This window comes from Thiohalophilus thiocyanatoxydans (assembly GCF_004366735.1).
Lineage (GTDB): Bacteria > Pseudomonadota > Gammaproteobacteria > UBA6429 > Thiohalophilaceae > Thiohalophilus > Thiohalophilus thiocyanatoxydans.
This window is the reverse complement of record NZ_SOQX01000001.1, coordinates 496,719-514,798: the sequence shown is the minus strand read 5'-3', so window position 1 is coordinate 514,798 and position 18,080 is coordinate 496,719. Positions and strand designations below refer to the sequence as shown.

17 protein-coding genes are annotated in these 18,080 nt (G+C 57.5%); 10 read left to right on the top strand and 7 right to left on the bottom strand.

The window, feature by feature from the left end; translation table 11 throughout:
• Positions 1-17: 17 nt before the first annotated feature.
• The 5 genes from EDC23_RS02405 to EDC23_RS02385 all read left to right on the top strand — a co-directional run bounded on the left by EDC23_RS02405 (position 18) and on the right by EDC23_RS02385 (position 5,448).
• Positions 18-1,397: a GldG family protein gene (locus EDC23_RS02405; protein WP_134080750.1), complete on the top strand. Its 1,380-nt coding sequence runs from the start codon at positions 18-20 to the stop codon at positions 1,395-1,397.
• Entirely contained in the window at positions 1,397-2,293 is an 897-nt protein-coding gene (locus EDC23_RS02400) for a DUF4340 domain-containing protein (RefSeq protein WP_134080748.1), read from the top strand. Before EDC23_RS02405 ends, EDC23_RS02400 begins: the two co-directional genes overlap by 1 nt.
• A gap of 83 nt (positions 2,294-2,376) precedes the next feature.
• Positions 2,377-3,192, top strand: coding sequence for a bifunctional DNA-formamidopyrimidine glycosylase/DNA-(apurinic or apyrimidinic site) lyase (gene mutM / locus EDC23_RS02395; RefSeq protein ID WP_134080746.1), 816 nt, complete (start codon positions 2,377-2,379; stop codon positions 3,190-3,192).
• Positions 3,193-3,388: 196 nt separating this feature from the next.
• A complete protein-coding gene (locus EDC23_RS02390; protein ID WP_134080744.1) occupies positions 3,389-3,835 on the top strand; it encodes a rhodanese-like domain-containing protein in 447 nt (148 codons plus the stop codon).
• A gap of 17 nt (positions 3,836-3,852) precedes the next feature.
• Positions 3,853-5,448 (top strand): GGDEF domain-containing protein, encoded by a 1,596-nt coding sequence (locus EDC23_RS02385; RefSeq protein WP_134080742.1) that lies wholly within the window; start codon positions 3,853-3,855, stop codon positions 5,446-5,448.
• 35 nt (positions 5,449-5,483) lie between these two features.
• On the opposite strand, the gene ggt is transcribed toward EDC23_RS02385, so the two are convergent.
• The 6 genes from ggt to EDC23_RS02355 all read right to left on the bottom strand — a co-directional run bounded on the left by ggt (position 5,484) and on the right by EDC23_RS02355 (position 11,798).
• Entirely contained in the window at positions 5,484-7,148 is a 1,665-nt protein-coding gene (gene ggt, locus EDC23_RS02380) for a gamma-glutamyltransferase (RefSeq protein ID WP_134080739.1), read from the bottom strand.
• A 245-nt stretch (positions 7,149-7,393) separates the two neighbouring features.
• Positions 7,394-7,645 (bottom strand): YfhL family 4Fe-4S dicluster ferredoxin, encoded by a 252-nt coding sequence (locus tag EDC23_RS02375; protein ID WP_134080737.1) that lies wholly within the window; start codon positions 7,643-7,645, stop codon positions 7,394-7,396.
• A 39-nt stretch (positions 7,646-7,684) separates the two neighbouring features.
• Positions 7,685-8,164, bottom strand: a complete 480-nt coding sequence (coaD, locus tag EDC23_RS02370) for a pantetheine-phosphate adenylyltransferase (protein ID WP_134080735.1) — start codon at positions 8,162-8,164, stop codon at positions 7,685-7,687.
• A gap of 60 nt (positions 8,165-8,224) precedes the next feature.
• Entirely contained in the window at positions 8,225-8,794 is a 570-nt protein-coding gene (rsmD, locus tag EDC23_RS02365; protein WP_208321247.1) for a 16S rRNA (guanine(966)-N(2))-methyltransferase RsmD, read from the bottom strand.
• Positions 8,795-9,048: 254 nt separating this feature from the next.
• Positions 9,049-10,413 carry a M16 family metallopeptidase gene (locus EDC23_RS02360; protein ID WP_134080733.1) on the bottom strand — a complete coding sequence of 455 codons (1,365 nt, stop codon included), beginning with the start codon at positions 10,411-10,413 and terminating at the stop codon, positions 9,049-9,051.
• Between the two features lie 23 nt (positions 10,414-10,436).
• Entirely contained in the window at positions 10,437-11,798 is a 1,362-nt protein-coding gene (locus EDC23_RS02355; RefSeq protein WP_134080731.1) for a M16 family metallopeptidase, read from the bottom strand.
• Between the two features lie 133 nt (positions 11,799-11,931).
• Between EDC23_RS02355 and ftsY the strand changes: the two genes are divergently transcribed.
• From ftsY to rpoH, 5 genes are all read left to right on the top strand, one after another.
• Positions 11,932-12,927 carry a signal recognition particle-docking protein FtsY gene (ftsY, locus tag EDC23_RS02350; protein ID WP_134080729.1) on the top strand — a complete coding sequence of 332 codons (996 nt, stop codon included), beginning with the start codon at positions 11,932-11,934 and terminating at the stop codon, positions 12,925-12,927.
• Between the two features lie 210 nt (positions 12,928-13,137).
• A complete protein-coding gene (gene ftsE, locus EDC23_RS02345) occupies positions 13,138-13,809 on the top strand; it encodes a cell division ATP-binding protein FtsE (RefSeq protein WP_134080727.1) in 672 nt (223 codons plus the stop codon).
• Positions 13,810-13,813: 4 nt separating this feature from the next.
• Positions 13,814-14,818, top strand: a complete 1,005-nt coding sequence (gene ftsX / locus EDC23_RS02340) for a permease-like cell division protein FtsX (protein ID WP_134080725.1) — start codon at positions 13,814-13,816, stop codon at positions 14,816-14,818.
• A 98-nt stretch (positions 14,819-14,916) separates the two neighbouring features.
• Complete coding sequence (locus tag EDC23_RS02335) at positions 14,917-16,260, top strand: response regulator (protein ID WP_134080723.1); 1,344 nt, start codon at positions 14,917-14,919, stop codon at positions 16,258-16,260.
• A 126-nt stretch (positions 16,261-16,386) separates the two neighbouring features.
• On the top strand, positions 16,387-17,238 hold the full coding sequence (gene rpoH, locus EDC23_RS02330; protein ID WP_134080721.1) for an RNA polymerase sigma factor RpoH: 852 nt from the start codon (positions 16,387-16,389) through the stop codon (positions 17,236-17,238).
• 360 nt (positions 17,239-17,598) lie between these two features.
• Here rpoH and EDC23_RS02325 read toward each other — a convergent pair whose 3' ends face one another.
• Entirely contained in the window at positions 17,599-17,799 is a 201-nt protein-coding gene (locus EDC23_RS02325) for a hypothetical protein (RefSeq protein ID WP_134080719.1), read from the bottom strand.
• Between the last annotated feature and the right edge of the window lie 281 nt (positions 17,800-18,080).

Genomic DNA, 18,080 nt, shown 5'->3' with positions numbered 1-18,080 from the left:
GTGGAATTCTGACAACCATGCAAGTCACGCCCAAAAGCCGCTTTCAGATTCGTGTACAGAACATTCTGTTTGTCGTGCTGTTTCTGGCCATCGTGGCCCTGCTGGCCTGGCTCAGTGTGCATTACAAATACGAAAGCGACTGGACCGCCGCCGGTCGCCATACGCTCTCCGAGGCGACGGTAACCCTGCTGGAGCGCATGGAGGGGCCGGTGGAAATCCTCGCCTTCGCGCGCAGCGGCAAGCTGGCCTCGACCCGGCGCAATATTGCCGGGATGATCGAACGCTACCAGCAGCATAAAGACGATATTCACATTCGCTATATCAACCCGGAAACCGAACCGGAATTGACTCGCGAATACGATATCAGCGTCGACGGTGAACTGGTGGTCACTTATAACGACCGCACCGAACACGTCCAGGACATCAGCGAGAGCGCGCTGACCAATACCTTGCAACAACTGCTGCGCAGTGGCGAGAAACACCTCGTTTTTATTGCCGGACACGGCGAGCGTAACCCCGAGGGGCGGGCCAACCACGACTACGGACGCTTTACCGAACACTTGCGCGACAAGGGGATCCGAAGCAGCACCCTCAGGCTGAGCGACGATCCCGCCATCCCCGCCGATACCGCGGCCCTGGTGATCGCCGGCCCGCAACTGGATTATCTGCCCGGTGAAGTCGAGATTATTCGTGACTACGTGCGTAACGGCGGCAACCTGCTCTGGCTGCATGATCCCGGCGAACTCTACGGCCTGCAGCCCTTATTGCAGGATCTCGGCCTGACGTTTCTCCCCGGCACCATCGTCGATCCCTCGACCCGAAGGCTCGGCATTAATGATCCGACTTTTGCCGTCATTGCCGACTACAGTGCCAGTTCCCATCCGATCACCCGTGATTTTCGGCTTATGACGCTGTTCCCCCGTGCCGCCGCCATCGACACGACACAAGACAGCCCGTTTGACGCCAGTCCGTTTTTACAAACCGTCCCGCGCAGCTGGGTGGAAACCGGCAAGCTGGACGGTGTGATCAACTATGACGAAAAGGACGACACAGCCGGTCCCCTGCATCTGGGTATTGCCCTGACCCGCAACCCGAACAGTGATGAACAGGCCAGTCATGACGGTGCCGGACAACGCATCGTGGTGCTGGGTGACGGGGACTTTCTCGCCAATGCCTATCTCGGTAACCAGGGTAACCAGGATCTCGGCTTCAACATTATCAATTGGCTGAGTCATGACGACGCCTTTATCGATATTCCTTCGCGTACCGCGCCGGATACGGAACTGACTCTGGAATCGCTGACCTGGTCGATTCTCGGCCTGCTGTTTCTGTTCGGCCTGCCCTTGTTGTTACTCGGCTACGGTCTGTACACCTGGTGGCGACGGCGTAAACCCTGATGCGCTCGCGACTCCTGCTCAATCTGGCGCTGTTACTGCTTCTCATTATTCTGGCGCTGGCGGTATTCTATACGTCCCGGGAATCCAAACAGCCCGGGCCGCAACAGTTGAGCGAGCTGGACCCCGGGGAAGTCACGCAGATCGAATTACAGCGCAAGCAGGATGAGCCGATCACGCTGCACAAGCGACAGGCTGGCTGGTATATGCAAAGCCCCTATACCGTGGCCGCCAATGACTATCGAATCCAGGCCCTGTTGCGTTTGCTGCAGGCCGAATATACCGGCAGCCACGATATCACGAAGCTTGATCCCACAGATTACGGGCTCGACCAGCCACGTGCCACGGTGACCTACAACGACACCCTGCGCATCGCCTTCGGTGACACCGAACCGCTCTCAGAGCAGCGTTATGTCCGCCTGGCGGATCGCTTGTATCTGATCCCCGACACCCATTATTACCATACGGTCAGTCCGGCCACCGGTTATCTCAGTCATGCCCTGTTACCCGCCGGCAAAATCACCGCTCTGCAACTGCCGCAGATGCAGCTCGCCCTGGAGAATGGTCAGTGGCAAGTCCGCCCGTCGCGTGAAGACCGCTCGGCCGACGCCCTGACCGAACTGGTAGCCAACTGGCGCACTGCTCAGGCCATCCGCCTGGAGTCGTTCGAAGCGAAAGAACTCCCCCCAGCGGATATCCGGATCGAACTGGCGGGTCGGCAAGCCCCCGTGCGTTTCACGCTGGAGGAAAAGGATGGACAGCCTACCCTGCTGCGCCACGATGTGCGCCTGCGTTATGTGATCAATGAGGATATCCGTCAACAGCTGCTGCAACTGCCCGAACCCGTTCCCGAGCCCGAACTTGAGCGCTCACCACGAAGTCACGAAGAAACGAAGTGATTTAATTTTACTTCGTGGCTTCGTGACTTCGTGGTGAAATAACCAGCCCAGAGAACAGACCAGGACACCGGACGTGATCACCCATGCCTGAACTGCCCGAAGTGGAAACCACCCGCAAGGGTATTGCTCCGCACCTGCAAGGACAGAGGGTGCGGGCGGTGATCCTGCGCCAGCGGCAACTGCGCTGGCCGGTGCCGCGCAATCTCAACGCGTCCTTACAGGGGCAGGTGATTGAGCAGGTCGATCGCCGCGGCAAATACCTGTTATTACGCATGCCCGCGGGGACCTTGATCATCCATCTCGGAATGTCCGGCAGCCTGAGAATTTTGCCGGGACAAACGCCGGTCCAGAAACATGATCACCTGGATATTGTACTGGACAACAACCAGTGTTTGCGTCTGCGCGATCCGCGCCGCTTTGGCGCCGTACTCTGGACTCGCGAGGATCCGCTTCAACATAAACTGTTAAAAACACTGGGGCCTGAACCGTTGTCGGACGCCTTCGAGGCTGACTACCTGTGGCAAGCGTCGCGGGGTCGCAAGCTGGCGATCAAGGCCTTTATCATGGACAGCAAAATCGTCACCGGCGTCGGCAACATCTACGCCAACGAAGCGCTCTACCTGGCCGGCATCCATCCCAAACGCGCCGCCGGCCGGATCGCCCGGGCACGCTATACCGGCCTGGTCAATGCGATCAAGCAGGTCCTTGAGGCGGCCATTCGCCAGGGCGGAACCACCTTGCGCGATTTTACCGCCAGTGACGGCAAGCCCGGTTATTTTCGCCAGCAGTTGCACGTCTATGAGCGCCACAAAATGCCCTGTCATCAATGCGGTCAGCCGTTGCAGCAGATAGTCATCAGTCAGCGCGCCAGTTACTATTGTCGACACTGTCAGCGTTGACGCTTGTTGCTGCAGTACCGCCATCATATAAGCATAAAATAATATTAATAACATGTACTACAAGGGATTGCCCCCTTTACTGAAATATTTCAAGTAACCTCCACGCCTGCCGACAAACCGGTCACGGTTCAGAAATATACCGTTATTATTCTGTCGTGCTCGACTGAATACCTGAAAAACAAGGATAATTCAGACTATGAAGAATCATTTTTTGGCGGTTTCAGGTGCAAAACTTATCCTCCTGTTAGTGTTCCTGAGCAATGTCGTTGCTGCAGACGAAGAAGAGATCATTGAACATATTCCCGGTGTTAACAAAGTCAGCGCCGAAGAACTGATCGAACTGGCCAATCAAATCCCTGAACTGCTGATCATTGATTCTCGAATTGTCAGCGATCGAGCCCATGGGTATATAGAAGGCTCCAACAGCCTGCCCGATACCGACACCGACTGTGACAGTCTGGCTGAAACTATTCCCGACAAGACGCACCCGACGCTGTTTTATTGCAATGGCCCAAAGTGCGGACGTAGTGCCAATGCCGTTCAAATTGCCAAGCAGTGTGGTTATACCAACCTGCACTGGTTTTTTGGTGGCTTCGAGGAGTGGCAAGATAAAAAATATCCCTACGTTAAAGATAAACAATAAGCCATACATCCTCGTATATGCCACTCTATGTCTCAATCAAAACCAACCTCGTACTGACTATTTTTCTGGTAGGTTTACTGGGGTTAGGGTTGGCACTGGCCAGCACCAGTATTTATCAGGATGTCATCCTGGATTACAAACGCCAGTCTCTTGTCGATCTGGTAGAAATTAAAATTCGCGACAAAATGAATGAACTGGAAGAGTACGCGCAGGATCTCGGCAATAATTTAAAAATATCAACCAGATTTCGCCAGGCATTGGGTAATAACGATACTACTGCTCTACATGATGCACTCGCACAACAATTTCATCAGTATTTTGTTACCGCCAATATTTTGCGCCTGGAACGCCTGCTTGTCTTTAGCCCTGATTTCGAGCCCCTGGCAGAGTCCAGCGCCGAAAACACCTCTCTGAAACACCCCGGCGCGGTATGTCCGGGACTGGTGGAACAGGCCGAACAGCGCCGCGGGGCAGAACGTCTGAAGATTCTCGCAACTTTGTGTAACAACAATGAGCGTCCATACCACGCTGTCCTCTTGCCTCTGGGCGGGCTAAACCCCAGCGGTTATCTTGAGATCGTCACCGCACCAACACGCAGTCTGAGCCCGATTGAAGACGAGCTGGGGATGCCGGTACAGTTCCGACTACCTGATGGTGAACTTCTCTACCGATCACCTCAGTGGCCCGAATCACGTGACGGCGGGCTGGTCGCCCGCTACCGCCTGGATACAACCGATCATCAAGAATCCGCATTATTAATTGAGGTCTATGACGACACCCGAAATATGTATCAGCAACTTCAACAAACCCGCAACACTATCATGTTGCTCTCAGCCATTATCATTGCACTGGTAACCGCCGTAGCACTGATTCTTTTGCGTCGCACGCTGATCCGCCCATTGCAGGTGCTCAATAGCCACTTGCAACGACTGCATGGCGACAACAAGCTTTTGGGAGAGCCAATAACATCCCGCAGTAATATCATCGAAGTCAATCAGCTTATCGATGATTTCAACCTGATGGCCGGCGAGCTACATAATCTCTATGGCCGACTTGAACGCATGGCCTATACCGATCCCCTTACCCATCTGCCCAATCGCGGACTTTTTAATAACTATATCGATTACCTGCTCAACGAATACAGCGATAGCGAAAAACGCTTTGCCCTGTTTTTAATTGATCTGGATGAATTCAAACGGGTGAATGACGAGTTCGGTCACGAGGCGGGTGATATGCTGCTGTGCGAAATCGCTTCACGCATGAACAATATTTTGCGCACACCGACATTGACGGACAATAAAGGCATCTCTCTGGTCGATATTGCTAACCATGATCTGCTCGTGCGTCTTGGCGGCGATGAGTTCGCTGTTGTTCTGCCTGACATAAAGAGTAATGAACAGGTCGATGAGATCGCAAAAAAACTGACCACAGCAGCCCGAGCACCGATAACAATTCATAAGATACCGGTAGTAACCCGTTTAAGTATAGGGATTGCTATCTATCCTGACGACAGCAACGGTCGTACCGGCCTGCTACGCCGGGCCGATGTCGCCATGTACCACGCCAAGAACCACAAACTCGACTACTGCTTTTACCATCATGAAATGACATGACCCCGGGCCTTTCACTCCTGAGCTAGTGGTAAAGGTTACCGGCTAACAGCCAACCCCTCGCCACGCGGGTCGCTGGCCGCCTCAACCCGGTTATTCAACCGGTTCCAGATCACCAGTTGCATGTTGCCATAGTGGTTATCCAGCTCACGCAGTACATGGCCCCGGCGGGTCAGTTCCTGTTGCTGCTCCGCGGTCAGGGCCCCGGGCTCATATTGCACCTGATCCGGCAGGTACTGATGGTGATAACGTGGCGAACCGACAATGGTTTGCGCGCTATGCCCCTCGACGAAACCCAGAATACCGTGTAAGACCATGGTAATGATCCGGCTGCCGCCCGGCGTGCCCAGGATCGCCAGTCGATCGTCATGCTCTACAAAGGTCGGGCTCATGCTTGAGAGCATGCGTTTCCCCGGTTCAATGGCATTGGCCTCGGCGCCGACCAGACCATACGCATTCGGCTCGCCCGGTTTGGCGGAAAAATCATCCATCTCGTTATTCAGCAACACCCCGGTCCCCGGTACCATGAAACCGGAACCGAATGGATAATTGACACTCAGCGTCGCGGCGACCCGGTTGCCCTCGCTATCGAGGATGGAAAAGTGAGTGGTGTCGTTGCCTTCCGTACTCTCGGTGGCCGGGGGTAGCATACGGCTGTCAGTGGCCTGTTCGAGCTCAATGCTCTGTCGCAGGCGCGCGGCGTAGGCCTTGCTGGTCAGTCGTTCAATATCCATTTCGACAAAATCGGGATCCCCCAGATACTCGGCCCGATCACGGTATGCGCGGCGCATGGCTTCAATCATCAAATGTACGCGGTCGACCGCCGAATGCGCCGCCAGGTCATAATCTTCAAGCATATTCAGCATGCTGACCAGCGCCACACCGCCGGACGACGGGGGCGACGCGGAAATGATCCGGTAATCGCCGTAACTGCCGGTGATCGGCTCACGCTCCACGACCTGATACCGGCGCAGATCCTCGCGTGTCCAGATCCCCCCCGCGGCACGGGTCTCTTCGACCAGCCGTTCGGCCAGCTTGCCCTTGTAAAAACCTTCGCTCCCCTGGCGCGCGAGCTGTTCAAGTGTCGCCGCCAGATCCGGCTGTCGAATCACATGGTCCAACGGGGGGACCTCGCCGTCCAGCAAAAATACTTCTGCTGCGGCCTGTGAACGACGCAATACCTCCAGACGAAACCGGGCCATGCGTTGATAATGGGGGGTGACGGCAAACCCCTCGCGGGCGGCACGAATGGCCGGCGCCAGGGTTCGGGATAAGGACAGGCGCCCATACTCCCGGGCCAGATGCACCAGTGTCGCCGGTTCCCCGGGGATCCCGGCGGCCAACGGCCCGTCCATCGACAGTCCGTCAATCACCTCGCCCTGCTCATCAAGATACATATCTCGCCGGGCTTGCTGCGGTGCTTTTTCGCGACCATCGATCATCACGTTTCGGTCCGTGTCGACCTCATGCAGCAACCAGAAACCGCCGCCACCGAGTCCGGAGCTGTAGGGTTCGACCACCGCCAGGGTCGCACTGACCGCCACCGCCGCATCAAACGCATTGCCGCCTTCCTCCAGCACCGCCAGCCCGGCCTCGGTCGCTGCAGGGTGGGCGGAGGCCACCGCCGGCGAAGGCGTCGACTGATTACAGGCGGCGGTCAGCCCCCCAATCAACAACAAAATGCAAAGACGAACGATTTTCATGATCTCTCCCCTGGGTTGCGACAACGCCATTGAGTTGCGAAAGCAAACAGGCACAACGCTCATCCGCCAACGCCGCAAATGCAAAATACTCGAATTAATTATAAATCTGTTTGGATTTATTTGCGTGCCCCGGTGGACTGTGTATCAGCACAATGACTCCCGCACTGGCGCCATTTTAGCGTTTTCTGCCGCGCAAAAAAAAAGCCCCTCACAGGGGCTTTTTGATATGCAAACAATCCGTCACTTTATGCCGGAGCCGTCAGCTTTTCGTATTTGGTCTGTAGCTGTTCCTTGCTTTCCGGGTTGTCCGGATCGACGATGATGCAATCGACCGGGCAGACTTCGATACACTGGGGCTCATCGAAATGGCCGACGCACTCGGTACACAAAGTCGGATCAATCTCGTAGATCTCATCACCCTGATAGATGGCCGTATTCGGACACTCCGGTTCACACACATCACAGTTGATGCATTCATCGGTAATCAGTAGGGACATGCCGAACTCCAAATCAGTAATACCAGGGGATTTTGAATTTTATCGCATCCGTCGGTTCAATGCAGCCACAACTTTCTCGTGGACAAACGGCGACACATCGCCACCCAGTCTCGCGACTTCCCGCACCAGGCTCGAGGAGATATAGGAATACTCCTCGGCCGGGGTCATAAATACCGTTTCGATATTCGCCGCCAGATGCCGGTTCATACTGGCCAGCTGAAATTCGTATTCAAAGTCGGAGACCGCGCGCAGGCCACGAATGATCACCGTGGCATCATGCTGCTGCATAAAGTCCACCAGCAGTGTATCAAACCCGCAGACCGTGACGTTCTCGATGGGCTGCAATACCTCGCTGGCCAGGGTGATGCGTTCATCCAGCGAAAAGGTCGGTTGCTTGCCGGTACCGCCGGCGGCAATGGCGACGATAACCTTGTCAAACAGGCGACTGGCACGTTGCACCAGATCGCTGTGACCATTGGTCACCGGATCAAAGGTCCCCGGATAGATGGCGATACGCATAAACTGTCCCCGAAGTTTTTCGTAGTGTAACGCGTCACCCGCGTGGCGACCATCCACGCCTCACGCCGGCGGCACTCGCCGGGCGAGCAGATAGGCCACCTGGCCGCTCTGTTTGTCACGCTGCAGTTGCCAGTTGGCCGGCAGCGACGGTGCCGGCTCATGACTGTCATGTTCAAAATAGATCCGGGCATCGGGGGTCAGCCAGCCGCCTGTTTCCAGGCGTTCAAAACAGGCCTCCAGCACCCCGGATTGATAAGGCGGATCGAGAAAAACCAACTCGCACGCTTCAGCGGGTCGAGTCAGATAACGCAGCACGTCCGATTGACAAACCTGGACCTGTTCGGCCTGTAACAGGCGCACATTCTGCTGCAACTGGGAGACCGCGCGTGGATGGCTGTCCACCAGGGTAACCCGGGCGGCGCCCCGGGAGGCCGCCTCAAGACCGAGTGCGCCACTGCCGGCGAACAGGTCCAGCACCCGGGCACCCTGGATCACCGGCGCCAGCCAGTTAAACAAGGTCTCCCTGACCCGATCCGGTGTCGGGCGCAAACCCGGGGCGGGAAAAAATCCAAGCTTGCGGCCACGCCACTGCCCGCCGATGATCCGAAACTGGTTACGTTGTCCCGCCATGTTGGTTGTTTCCCGCTGATACATCGTCACGGGTGTTATAACACGCTACCTGATTTGTACCAATCATGATTACTCTCGCAAAGCCCGAAGAGAATGACATAACGTGGCGAGCTTTGCGTCTCGGCGAGATCATGTAATGCTTTATCTCACACTTTGTTTTATACCAATAATGAAAACTCTCGCCAGGGCGCAGAGACGCAAAGGGAACAATATAATCTGGATATGCTCTGCGCGCCCCGGCGAGAAATCAAGAGTTACTCACTACTATTACCATTGCCGACAGTGACAGTGAGCAGTTTTTCGGGATCGATACGACGCTGGAAGGCCTCGCGAATATCCGCCGCAGTGATATCTTCGACATTATCATTAAAGGTATCCAGGTAATCATGCGGCAAATCATAGAAGCCGATCATGGCAAGGTATTCAACGATGTCCTTGTTACTGTCGATACGCAGCGGGAAACCGCCGGTAATATTCTTTTTCGCATGTTGCAGCTCTTCCTCGGTCGGCCCTTCGTCAATAAATTTCACCAGCACTTCCTGCAGCAGACCCAGCGCCTGTTCGGTCTGTTTGTTACTGGTTTGCAGGCCCATGATAAACGCGCCATTGACACGCTGGGGGACAAAATAGCTGTAACTGCTGTAAGCCAGCCCCCGATCTTCGCGAATGGTCTCCATAATTCGTGAACCAAACCCGCTGCCCCCCAGAATATGATTGCCGACATACAGGCTGAAGTAATCGCGATCCCCGCGCCGCATCCCCGGTTGCCCGACCAGGATATGGGTTTGCGCCGACGGATGGGATAGATCAACCCGCTTCGCTTCCGGCAAGGGTTCCACTTCCGGCAGAGACGGGGCCGGCTCACCGCTTTCCAGTTTCCCTGTCACCTGCTCGGCCAGGGCTTCTGCCTGCTCGCGGCTCAATTTGCCGACGATGGCCACCACGGCATTGCTGGCCACCATATGCTCTTTATAGAAGGCTCGCAGATCCGCCCGCTGTATTGCCTTGACGCTCGCCTCTTCACCGCTGACCGGCGTTGCATAGGGATGCTCGCCGAACAGTTCTTTATAAAATTTGTCCTCGGCAAGATCGCCGGGAGACTGTTTCTTGTTCTGCAGGCTCACCAGCGTATTACGTCGCACTCGATTAAATGCCTCCCTCGGGAAGGTCGGTTCTCCCAGTATGCTGGCAAAGGTGCTCAGCGCCTGCTCACGCAACGGTTTATCCACCAGGGTACGCAGACTGAATGCCGCCATGTCCCGTTTGGCCGAGGCACTGTAATTGGCGCCAATGTCGTCGAAGCGCTTCGCCAGCTCGTCGGTATCCCAGTCACCGGCGCCTTCATTCAGCATGCCTGCAGTCATTCTCGCCAGGCCCGGTAACTCACCGTCCCGGGCACTGCCGGCATCAAATACGACCCTCACATCAACCATCGGCAGCTCGTCGGCCGGGACAAAAACGACACGTGCGCCGTTATCGGTTTTCCAGCTCTGGATTGCCAGGCTCGACGAGCTATCCGCCGAGTCGATGTCACCCGGGCGATCCAGCCGGGCGACCGTAAACGTCAACGCCACAATCACAATAACCGCGGTAGTTATTTTCCAGTTCAGTCGTTTCATGGTATTTATCATTTTAGGTTTGTTCAGTGCGGACTGGCCGTCGTCGACGGCGCCATCCCGGGTAGCTGACTATTCAGAGGCAGAGGTTTGAGGGTCGCCACAGTGCGGTTATTCACGCGCAGATACTTGCGCGCCACCTTACGGATCTGCTCCGGCGTCACCGCATCGATCTTCTCCCGGTACGCCTCCATGGTCTGCCAGCCGAGCCCGACCGTCTCCAGAATGCCCATCTGCATGGCCTGGTAAAAGATAGAGTCCCTTTCGTAAACATCATTGGCCACGACCTGGGCCTTGATGCGTTCCAGCTCCTGTTCGCTGACCAGCTCGTTCCTGAGCGTTTCGATCTCCGCCAGCAGGGCCTGCTCCAGATCGTCAAGATTATGATCTCGCGCCGGCGTCGCGCTGAGCGTGAACTGTTCACTTTGCCGGGCATAGAGGCTGTAACCGGCATTGGCACCGGCGGCGATCTGTTTGCCACGCACCAGCTTCGCGGGCAGCCGGGCACTGCGCCCACCGCTTAACACCCCGGCCATCACTTCCAGGGCGTAGGGCTCCCACTCTGTCTCGGCCGTCTTGAGCACCGGCACGTGATAGCCCAGTATCAAATAGGGCAGTTCCGCCGGCTCCCGCACCGTAATCCGGCGCTCACCGGTTTGCGGTGGTTCAAGCCGCGGCTTGATTACCGGCGGCTCGACCGCCGGAATCTTGCCAAAGTGCTGTTTCGCCAGCGCATACACCTGATCCGGTTCGACGTCGCCCACTACCACCAGCGTGGCGTTGTTCGGGGCATACCAGTGGCGATACCACTGCCGCAGGTCCTTCACGGCGAGGTTTTCGAGATCGTTCATCCAGCCGATGGTCGGATGGCGGTAGGGGCTGATCATAAAGGCCGCCGCGTTGAACTGCTCATAGGTCACGGCGCGAGGGTTATCTTCGGTGCGCAACTTGCGCTCCTCGATCACCACCTCGCGCTCTTTGCTGAATTCCTCTTCGGGCAGGGTCAGGTTGCGCATCCGATCGGCCTCCAGTTCGAAGCTGATCGGCAGGCGGCTTTTTTCCAGTTGCTGGAAATAGGCGGTGAAATCCTTGCTGGTAAAGGCGTTTTCGCGTCCGCCGTGTTCGGCAATAATCCGGGAAAACTCGCCGGGACCGTGTTTTTCGGTCCCCTTGAACATCATGTGTTCCAGCAGATGGGAAATGCCGGTAATGCCGTTGTGTTCGTAACTGGCGCCGACCTTGTACCAGATTTGCGAAACCACTACCGGTGCGCGATGGTCCTCGCGGACCAGTAATGTCATCCCGTTATCCAGCTCATACTCGTGAACCTGGGCGAACGCCGGTGCAACCAGCGCACCCAGCATGAACAGAATCAGTAAACGTCGCATTAATTTATTTGGCCTGTATGACGTGTTATTAACTTACTCAAAAGAGCGAGCGATGGTAGGATAGTGCGCCTGGAACACAGGAACAACCGATTCCACCGCATTTCGTTTTACAACTACTACGACCCTATATTCAATGTTTGGTTTCCGCAAATCCAAGACAAAAACGCCGGATGAGGCAGCGGCCTCGCCGGGCCTGTTTGCCCGGCTGAAACAGGGCCTCTCGCGCACCCGCGCCGGCCTGGGCGACGGGCTGGCCCAGCTGACCCTGGGCAAAAAGCGGATCGACGATGATCTGCTCGAAGAGATCGAGACCCTGCTGTTGAGCGCCGATGTCGGCGTGGAGGCAACCCGGCGGATCATCGATGAACTGACCGCCCGGGTCTCGCGCAAGGAACTGCAGGACAGCGACGCCCTGCTGGAGGCCCTGCAGCAGAATATGCAACAGATCCTGGCCCCCTGCGAGGCGCCGCTGACCATCGACACCACCTGCCGGCCGTTTGTGATCCTGATGGTGGGTATCAACGGCGCCGGCAAGACCACCACCATCGGCAAACTGGCCCGCCAGCTACAGCAACAGGGCCATTCGGTGATGCTGGCCGCCGGCGATACCTTCCGTGCCGCCGCCATCGAACAACTGCAGACCTGGGGGGAACGCAACGCGATCCCCGTCATCGCCCAGCAACACGGCGCCGACAGCGCCTCGGTCATTTATGACGCCATGGCCGCGGCCCGCTCGCGGGGCATCGACGTGCTGATTGCCGACACCGCCGGGCGCCTGCATACCCAGTCCAACCTGATGGACGAGCTGAAAAAGGTCAAACGGGTGATGACCAAGCTGGATCCGGCCGCGCCCCACGAGGTGATGCTGGTGGTGGACGCCGGCACCGGCCAGAACGCCCTGGTCCAGGCCGAGCAGTTCCATGACGCCGTCGGACTCACCGGCATCACCCTGACCAAGCTCGACGGCACCGCCAAAGGCGGGGTAATCTTTGCCATCGCCCAGAAACTGGGCGTGCCGATCCGCTTCGTCGGCGTCGGCGAGAGTATCGAGGACCTGCGCCCGTTCCACGCCGGCGAATTCGTCCAGGCCCTGCTGGGCAGCGACGCCGGCGAGGCGCCGGAGCAATAATAAAAAAGCGGCAAGTCGGTCAATTCGTGACCGCGTCAGACAAACAAGGCAAGCCAAAGCGTTACGCACCGTACTTGCATGTAAAGGGGAACCCGGGGTGAATCCAAATCAATCACCGATAACACCGAAACCACTGAATTCGGCTTTGACCGGAAAGCTTGCGGGCTTTCCTCGTCCCTCGTCCCTCGTCCCTCGTCCCTGTTATTACTGATGATTCGCTTTACCGCGACCAGCAAACGCTACCCCGGCGGCTACGAGGCGCTGAGCAATGTCAATTTTTACATACCGGCGGGGCAGATGGCCTTTTTAACCGGTCATTCGGGGGCCGGCAAGAGCACCCTGCTCAAGCTTATCGCCCTGCTGGAACGGCCCAGCCGTGGCCAGGTATTCATCAACAACCAGAACCTGGCGCGCATCAGCCGTCGCCGCATCCCCTATTTCCGGCGCAATATCGGCATTATCTTTCAGGACCATCAGCTGCTGTTCGATCGCACCGTGTTCGACAATGTGGCCCTGCCGCTGATCATCGCCGGTCAACCCCGGGGCGAGGTCGACCGTCGGGTCCGTGCCGCGCTGGACAAGGTGGGTCTGCTGGGCAAGGAGAAGGCCTATCCGATCACCCTCTCCGGCGGGGAACAGCAGCGGGTCGGCATCGCCCGCGCGGTGGTCAACAAGCCGCCGCTGCTGCTGGCCGACGAGCCGACCGGGAATCTGGATCCGACGCTCTCCACCGAGATCATGCGCATTTTCGAAGATTTCAGTCAGGTGGGGGTCACCGTACTGGTGGCCAGTCACGATCTGGCCCTGATTTCGAGCCTCCCCTATCGCCGCCTCACCCTGGAACAGGGTCGGCTGAGCACCGACAGCGATCCGGCCGAGTAATCCCATGCGCCGCACCCGTCACGCCCAGCACAAACCCCGGTCCCGGCCCCGGCCAGCGCGCAGCGAATCGCGCCGCGTCGGTCTGGCAGGCCGGCTCAAGACGCATTTGCTGCGCCACGCCCAGGTATTTTTCTATACTCTCGGCCAGCTCAGCCGACGCCCGACCTCCCTGCTGATGACCGCGGCGGTCATCGGGATCGCCCTGGCCCTGCCCACCGGGTTGCATGTGGTGCTCAAAAACGCCCAGCAGCTGAGCGGCGGCTGGGACGAAGCCAGCCAGATCTCCCTGTTTTTGCAACGCGGCACCGCTGACAGCCAGGCACGCCGGCTGGTGAGCCAGCTCGAGGAGCACCCCCGGATTCGCCGGGTCCACTATCTTTCGCCCGAGGAGGCGCTGGCCGAATTCCAGCGACTGTCGGGCTTTGGCGATGCCCTCGATACCCTGGAGGAAAACCCCCTGCCGGCGGTCGTCGTCGTGCAACCGCGCCTGCAACGGAACGATCCGGCGACGACTGAAGCGCTGCTGGACGAGTTGCGCGAGGATCCCCGGGTGGATCTGGCTCGCCTCGATGTGCAGTGGGTCAAGCGGCTCTATGCCATCATGGACATCCTGCGTCAGGGAGTGTATGTGCTGGCCAGCCTGCTGGCGCTGGCGGTGCTGCTGGTGGTGGGCAATACCATTCGCCTGGCCATCCAGAACCGCCGGGACGAGATCGTGATCATCAAGCTGATCGGCGGCACCGATGCCTTCATCCGCCGGCCGTTTCTCTACACCGGCTTCTGGTACGGGCTGTTCGGCGGGATCATCGCCTGGCTGCTGGTCAGCATCTCGCTGTGGATCCTCAACGGACCGGTGCAAAAGCTGGCCGCGCTCTACCAGAACAGTTTTACCCTGACCGGGTTGAATACCCAAACCACCGTGGGCCTGTTAATATCGGGTATTCTGCTCGGTCTGGTGGGCTCCTGGATTGCCGTGGGGCGCCATTTGCGCGATATCGAACCCGGCTGAGCGCCACACACTAAAACAACCCTGAATTCGTTACAGATTGTGCCGTGGCTGTCGATACAAACGGTGGCCCGGTAACATGTGATATCGAATAATAAACCATGTCAGAGACGCTTACCCGCATCATGGTAGTCGACGGTTCGTCCGTATCACGGGCGATCCTCGCGCGGATTTTGCGTAGCGAAATCGAGAACGTCGAGGTCGTCACCTGTGAATCGGGAACTGACGCCATCACGCAACTGAAAGAGCAGGATTTCGATCTGGTAACCACGGCCCTGCTGCTGTCGGACATGGACGGACTGGCACTGAGCCGGGCCATCCGCGACACCAAACGCCACCATTATACCCCCGTGATCGTGGTCTCCGGCGACGCCGATATCCGCCTGCTCAAGGAGGGTTTCGAATCCGGTGTCACCGACTATTTCGACAAGTCCAACGGCTACAGGGCCTTCGGCGATTTCATCAAATCCTTCATCCAGCGCAACACCGGGCTGGTGGGCCATATCCTGTATGTGGAAGACAGCCGCACCGCCGCGGCGGTGACCCGCAAAATTCTCGAAAAACACGGCCTCAAGGTCACCCTGACCGACAACGCCGAACAGGCCATTGTCCTGCTCGATAATCAGAGCGGAAAAGACGATTTCGACATGGTCATTACCGACTTCTTCCTCGAGGGCTCGCTCACCGGGGGGGATCTGCTGCACGCTATCCGCGCCCGCCTGCATCTGTCGCAACAGGAGTTGCCGGTGCTGGTGTTGACCGGGTCTGACGACAAACAGAAACAGGTCGAGATCTTCCATGCCGGAGGCAACGACTTTGTCGGCAAACCGCTGATCGAAGAGGTTCTGATCGCCCGGGTGCGTTCCCTGTTGCTGATCAAGCATCAGTACGATGCCCTCAAACAGCAGGCCGAAACCATGCGCTGGATCGCCGCTACCGACAGCCTGACCGGCGTGCGCAGCAAGCGCTATCTGATGGATAATGGTGAAAGCTACATCCAGAACCCCGATCTGCACCCGCTGTGGGCCATGCTGATCGACATCGACCACTTCAAACGGACCAATGACACACTGGGACACATTACCGGGGATCACGTCCTGGCCGAACTGGGGCAAACGCTCAATCAGTGGTTCCCCGAAAACATGGTGGTACGCTTCGGCGGCGAGGAGTTCTGCGTGCTGATCAAACAGCAACCGGCCGACGCCATGCTCGACCGTGCCGAGCAGCTGCGCCAGCACATCGAGCAGCTGCAGCCGGCGGGCGTCGACACCACGGTCAGCATCGGCCTGGCCAGCACCGAGGATCACCCGGACTGTCACCTGAGCGAGTTTCTGAGCAAGGCCGATGAGGCCCTGTATTATTCCAAGGCACAGGGCCGCAACCGCGCCAGTATCTTCACCAGCGAGGGGCCGCAGGCGTCGCCGTGGAACTTTTCCAACGAATGAGCGGTCTCAACCCCTTGAAATGGCAACGCTTTCCGGCTATATATTAGAGGGAACTAATGGTCGATCTGGCACTCTAAAGTTGTGAGTGCTAGTATTGAGAATATGATGAACGAGGATACACAGACTATGAGTAAGGGTCTACAACTGCAACTGGCCGTGCCAACCGGCAACCTGGAGTCCTACATCCAGGCGACGCGCAGTATTCCGATGCTTTCCGCGGAGGAAGAGACCTCACTGGCCCGGCGCTGGCAGGAGCAACAGGAGCTGGACGCCGCGCAGCAGCTGGTGCTCTCGCATCTGCGCTTCGTGGTCCACATTGCCCGCAGCTACAGCGGCTACGGCCTGCCCCAGGCGGACCTGATCCAGGAGGGCAATATCGGCCTGATGAAGGCGGTCAAACGCTTCGACCCCAATGTGGGGGTGCGTCTGGTCTCCTTCGCGGTCTACTGGATCCGCGCCGAGATCCACGAATACATCCTGCGCAACTGGCGCATCGTCAAGGTGGCCACCACCAAGGCGCAGCGTAAACTGTTCTTCAACCTGCGCAGCGCCAAACAGCGTCTGGGCTGGTTCAACCAGGACGAAGTCGAATCGGTCGCCGAGGATCTGGGTGTCACCACCAAGGACGTGCGCGAGATGGAATCGCGCATGAGCGGGCAGGATGTCGGCTTTGATCAGCCCGACGATGACGATGATGATCGCCCCAATCTGTCACCGGTGGGCTTCCTCGAAGATATGAGCCACGAGCCTTCGCAGGAGGTGGAAGATCAGCAGTGGGAAGCGCATAACAAACAGCAGTTGCTGGGCGCCCTGCAGAATCTGGACGATCGCAGTCGCGACATCATCACCCGGCGCTGGTTGAGCGACAAAAAATCCACGCTGCATGATCTGGCCGATACCTACGACATCTCGGCCGAACGGGTTCGCCAGCTCGAATCCAACGCCATGAAGAAACTGCGCGGTGCATTGGCCGCTTAAACTGGACTACATGCATCAATAAAAAGGCCTCCACTGTGAGGCCTTTTTTGTTTCAGTACCCGGTAGGTTTCTCTCATACGCTCTGGCATACGCTCTGGGAATAACGCGGAGGACGCGGAGTCGCAGAGGCGCGGAGAATAAAATGCTGCCAATGCGAAAAAGAGTTATGGCACAAAATAATAACTCACCGCCTTATGCCTGAGGCCACAAAATATCTTCTCTGCGTCCTCCGCGTTAATTATCAGCCCTGCGGAATGAGTACGGGTTGCGTACTACGCAGCGTCAACTCGCACGAATAGAATGACTACACCGACATAACAATTCATTTCTCCGCGCCTCTGCGACTCCGCGTCCTCCGCGTTAACTTCCAGAGTCTCCGGGAATTGACTCCGGCTTATCAGGCACGTTGTTAGATTCATAGTCACTGCCCAGATCGATACCCAGCTCGTCTGCCACCGCCTGCCAGTAGGGTTCGATCTCGCAGGAACAGCAATCACACCAGACCGCGATTCCTTCATGCATGCTGATGGACGAACGGGATTGCGCTTTCTTGTCGGCCATAAAACACCTCCGCGATTGCCAACACGTGTTCAGCGTCCCCTGCCAACAACGTAGACCTCTTTGGGCGGATTTTCGACAACCTTGTTATTGCACTCGCCCACAGCGGGGGCTGCTGCGCAGGAACCACGCGCAGGAAAAGAACGGTAAGGTAGGTGGAACGCACCCTTACCAGACGAGGCGGAACCGCCTCCCCGGTAAAGGGGCCGGGGCGGGATTCAGCCGGCAATCAGGACTGTCAGTAAGCTGAACCAGGAAATGGCAATCAGCACAACCACGATTAC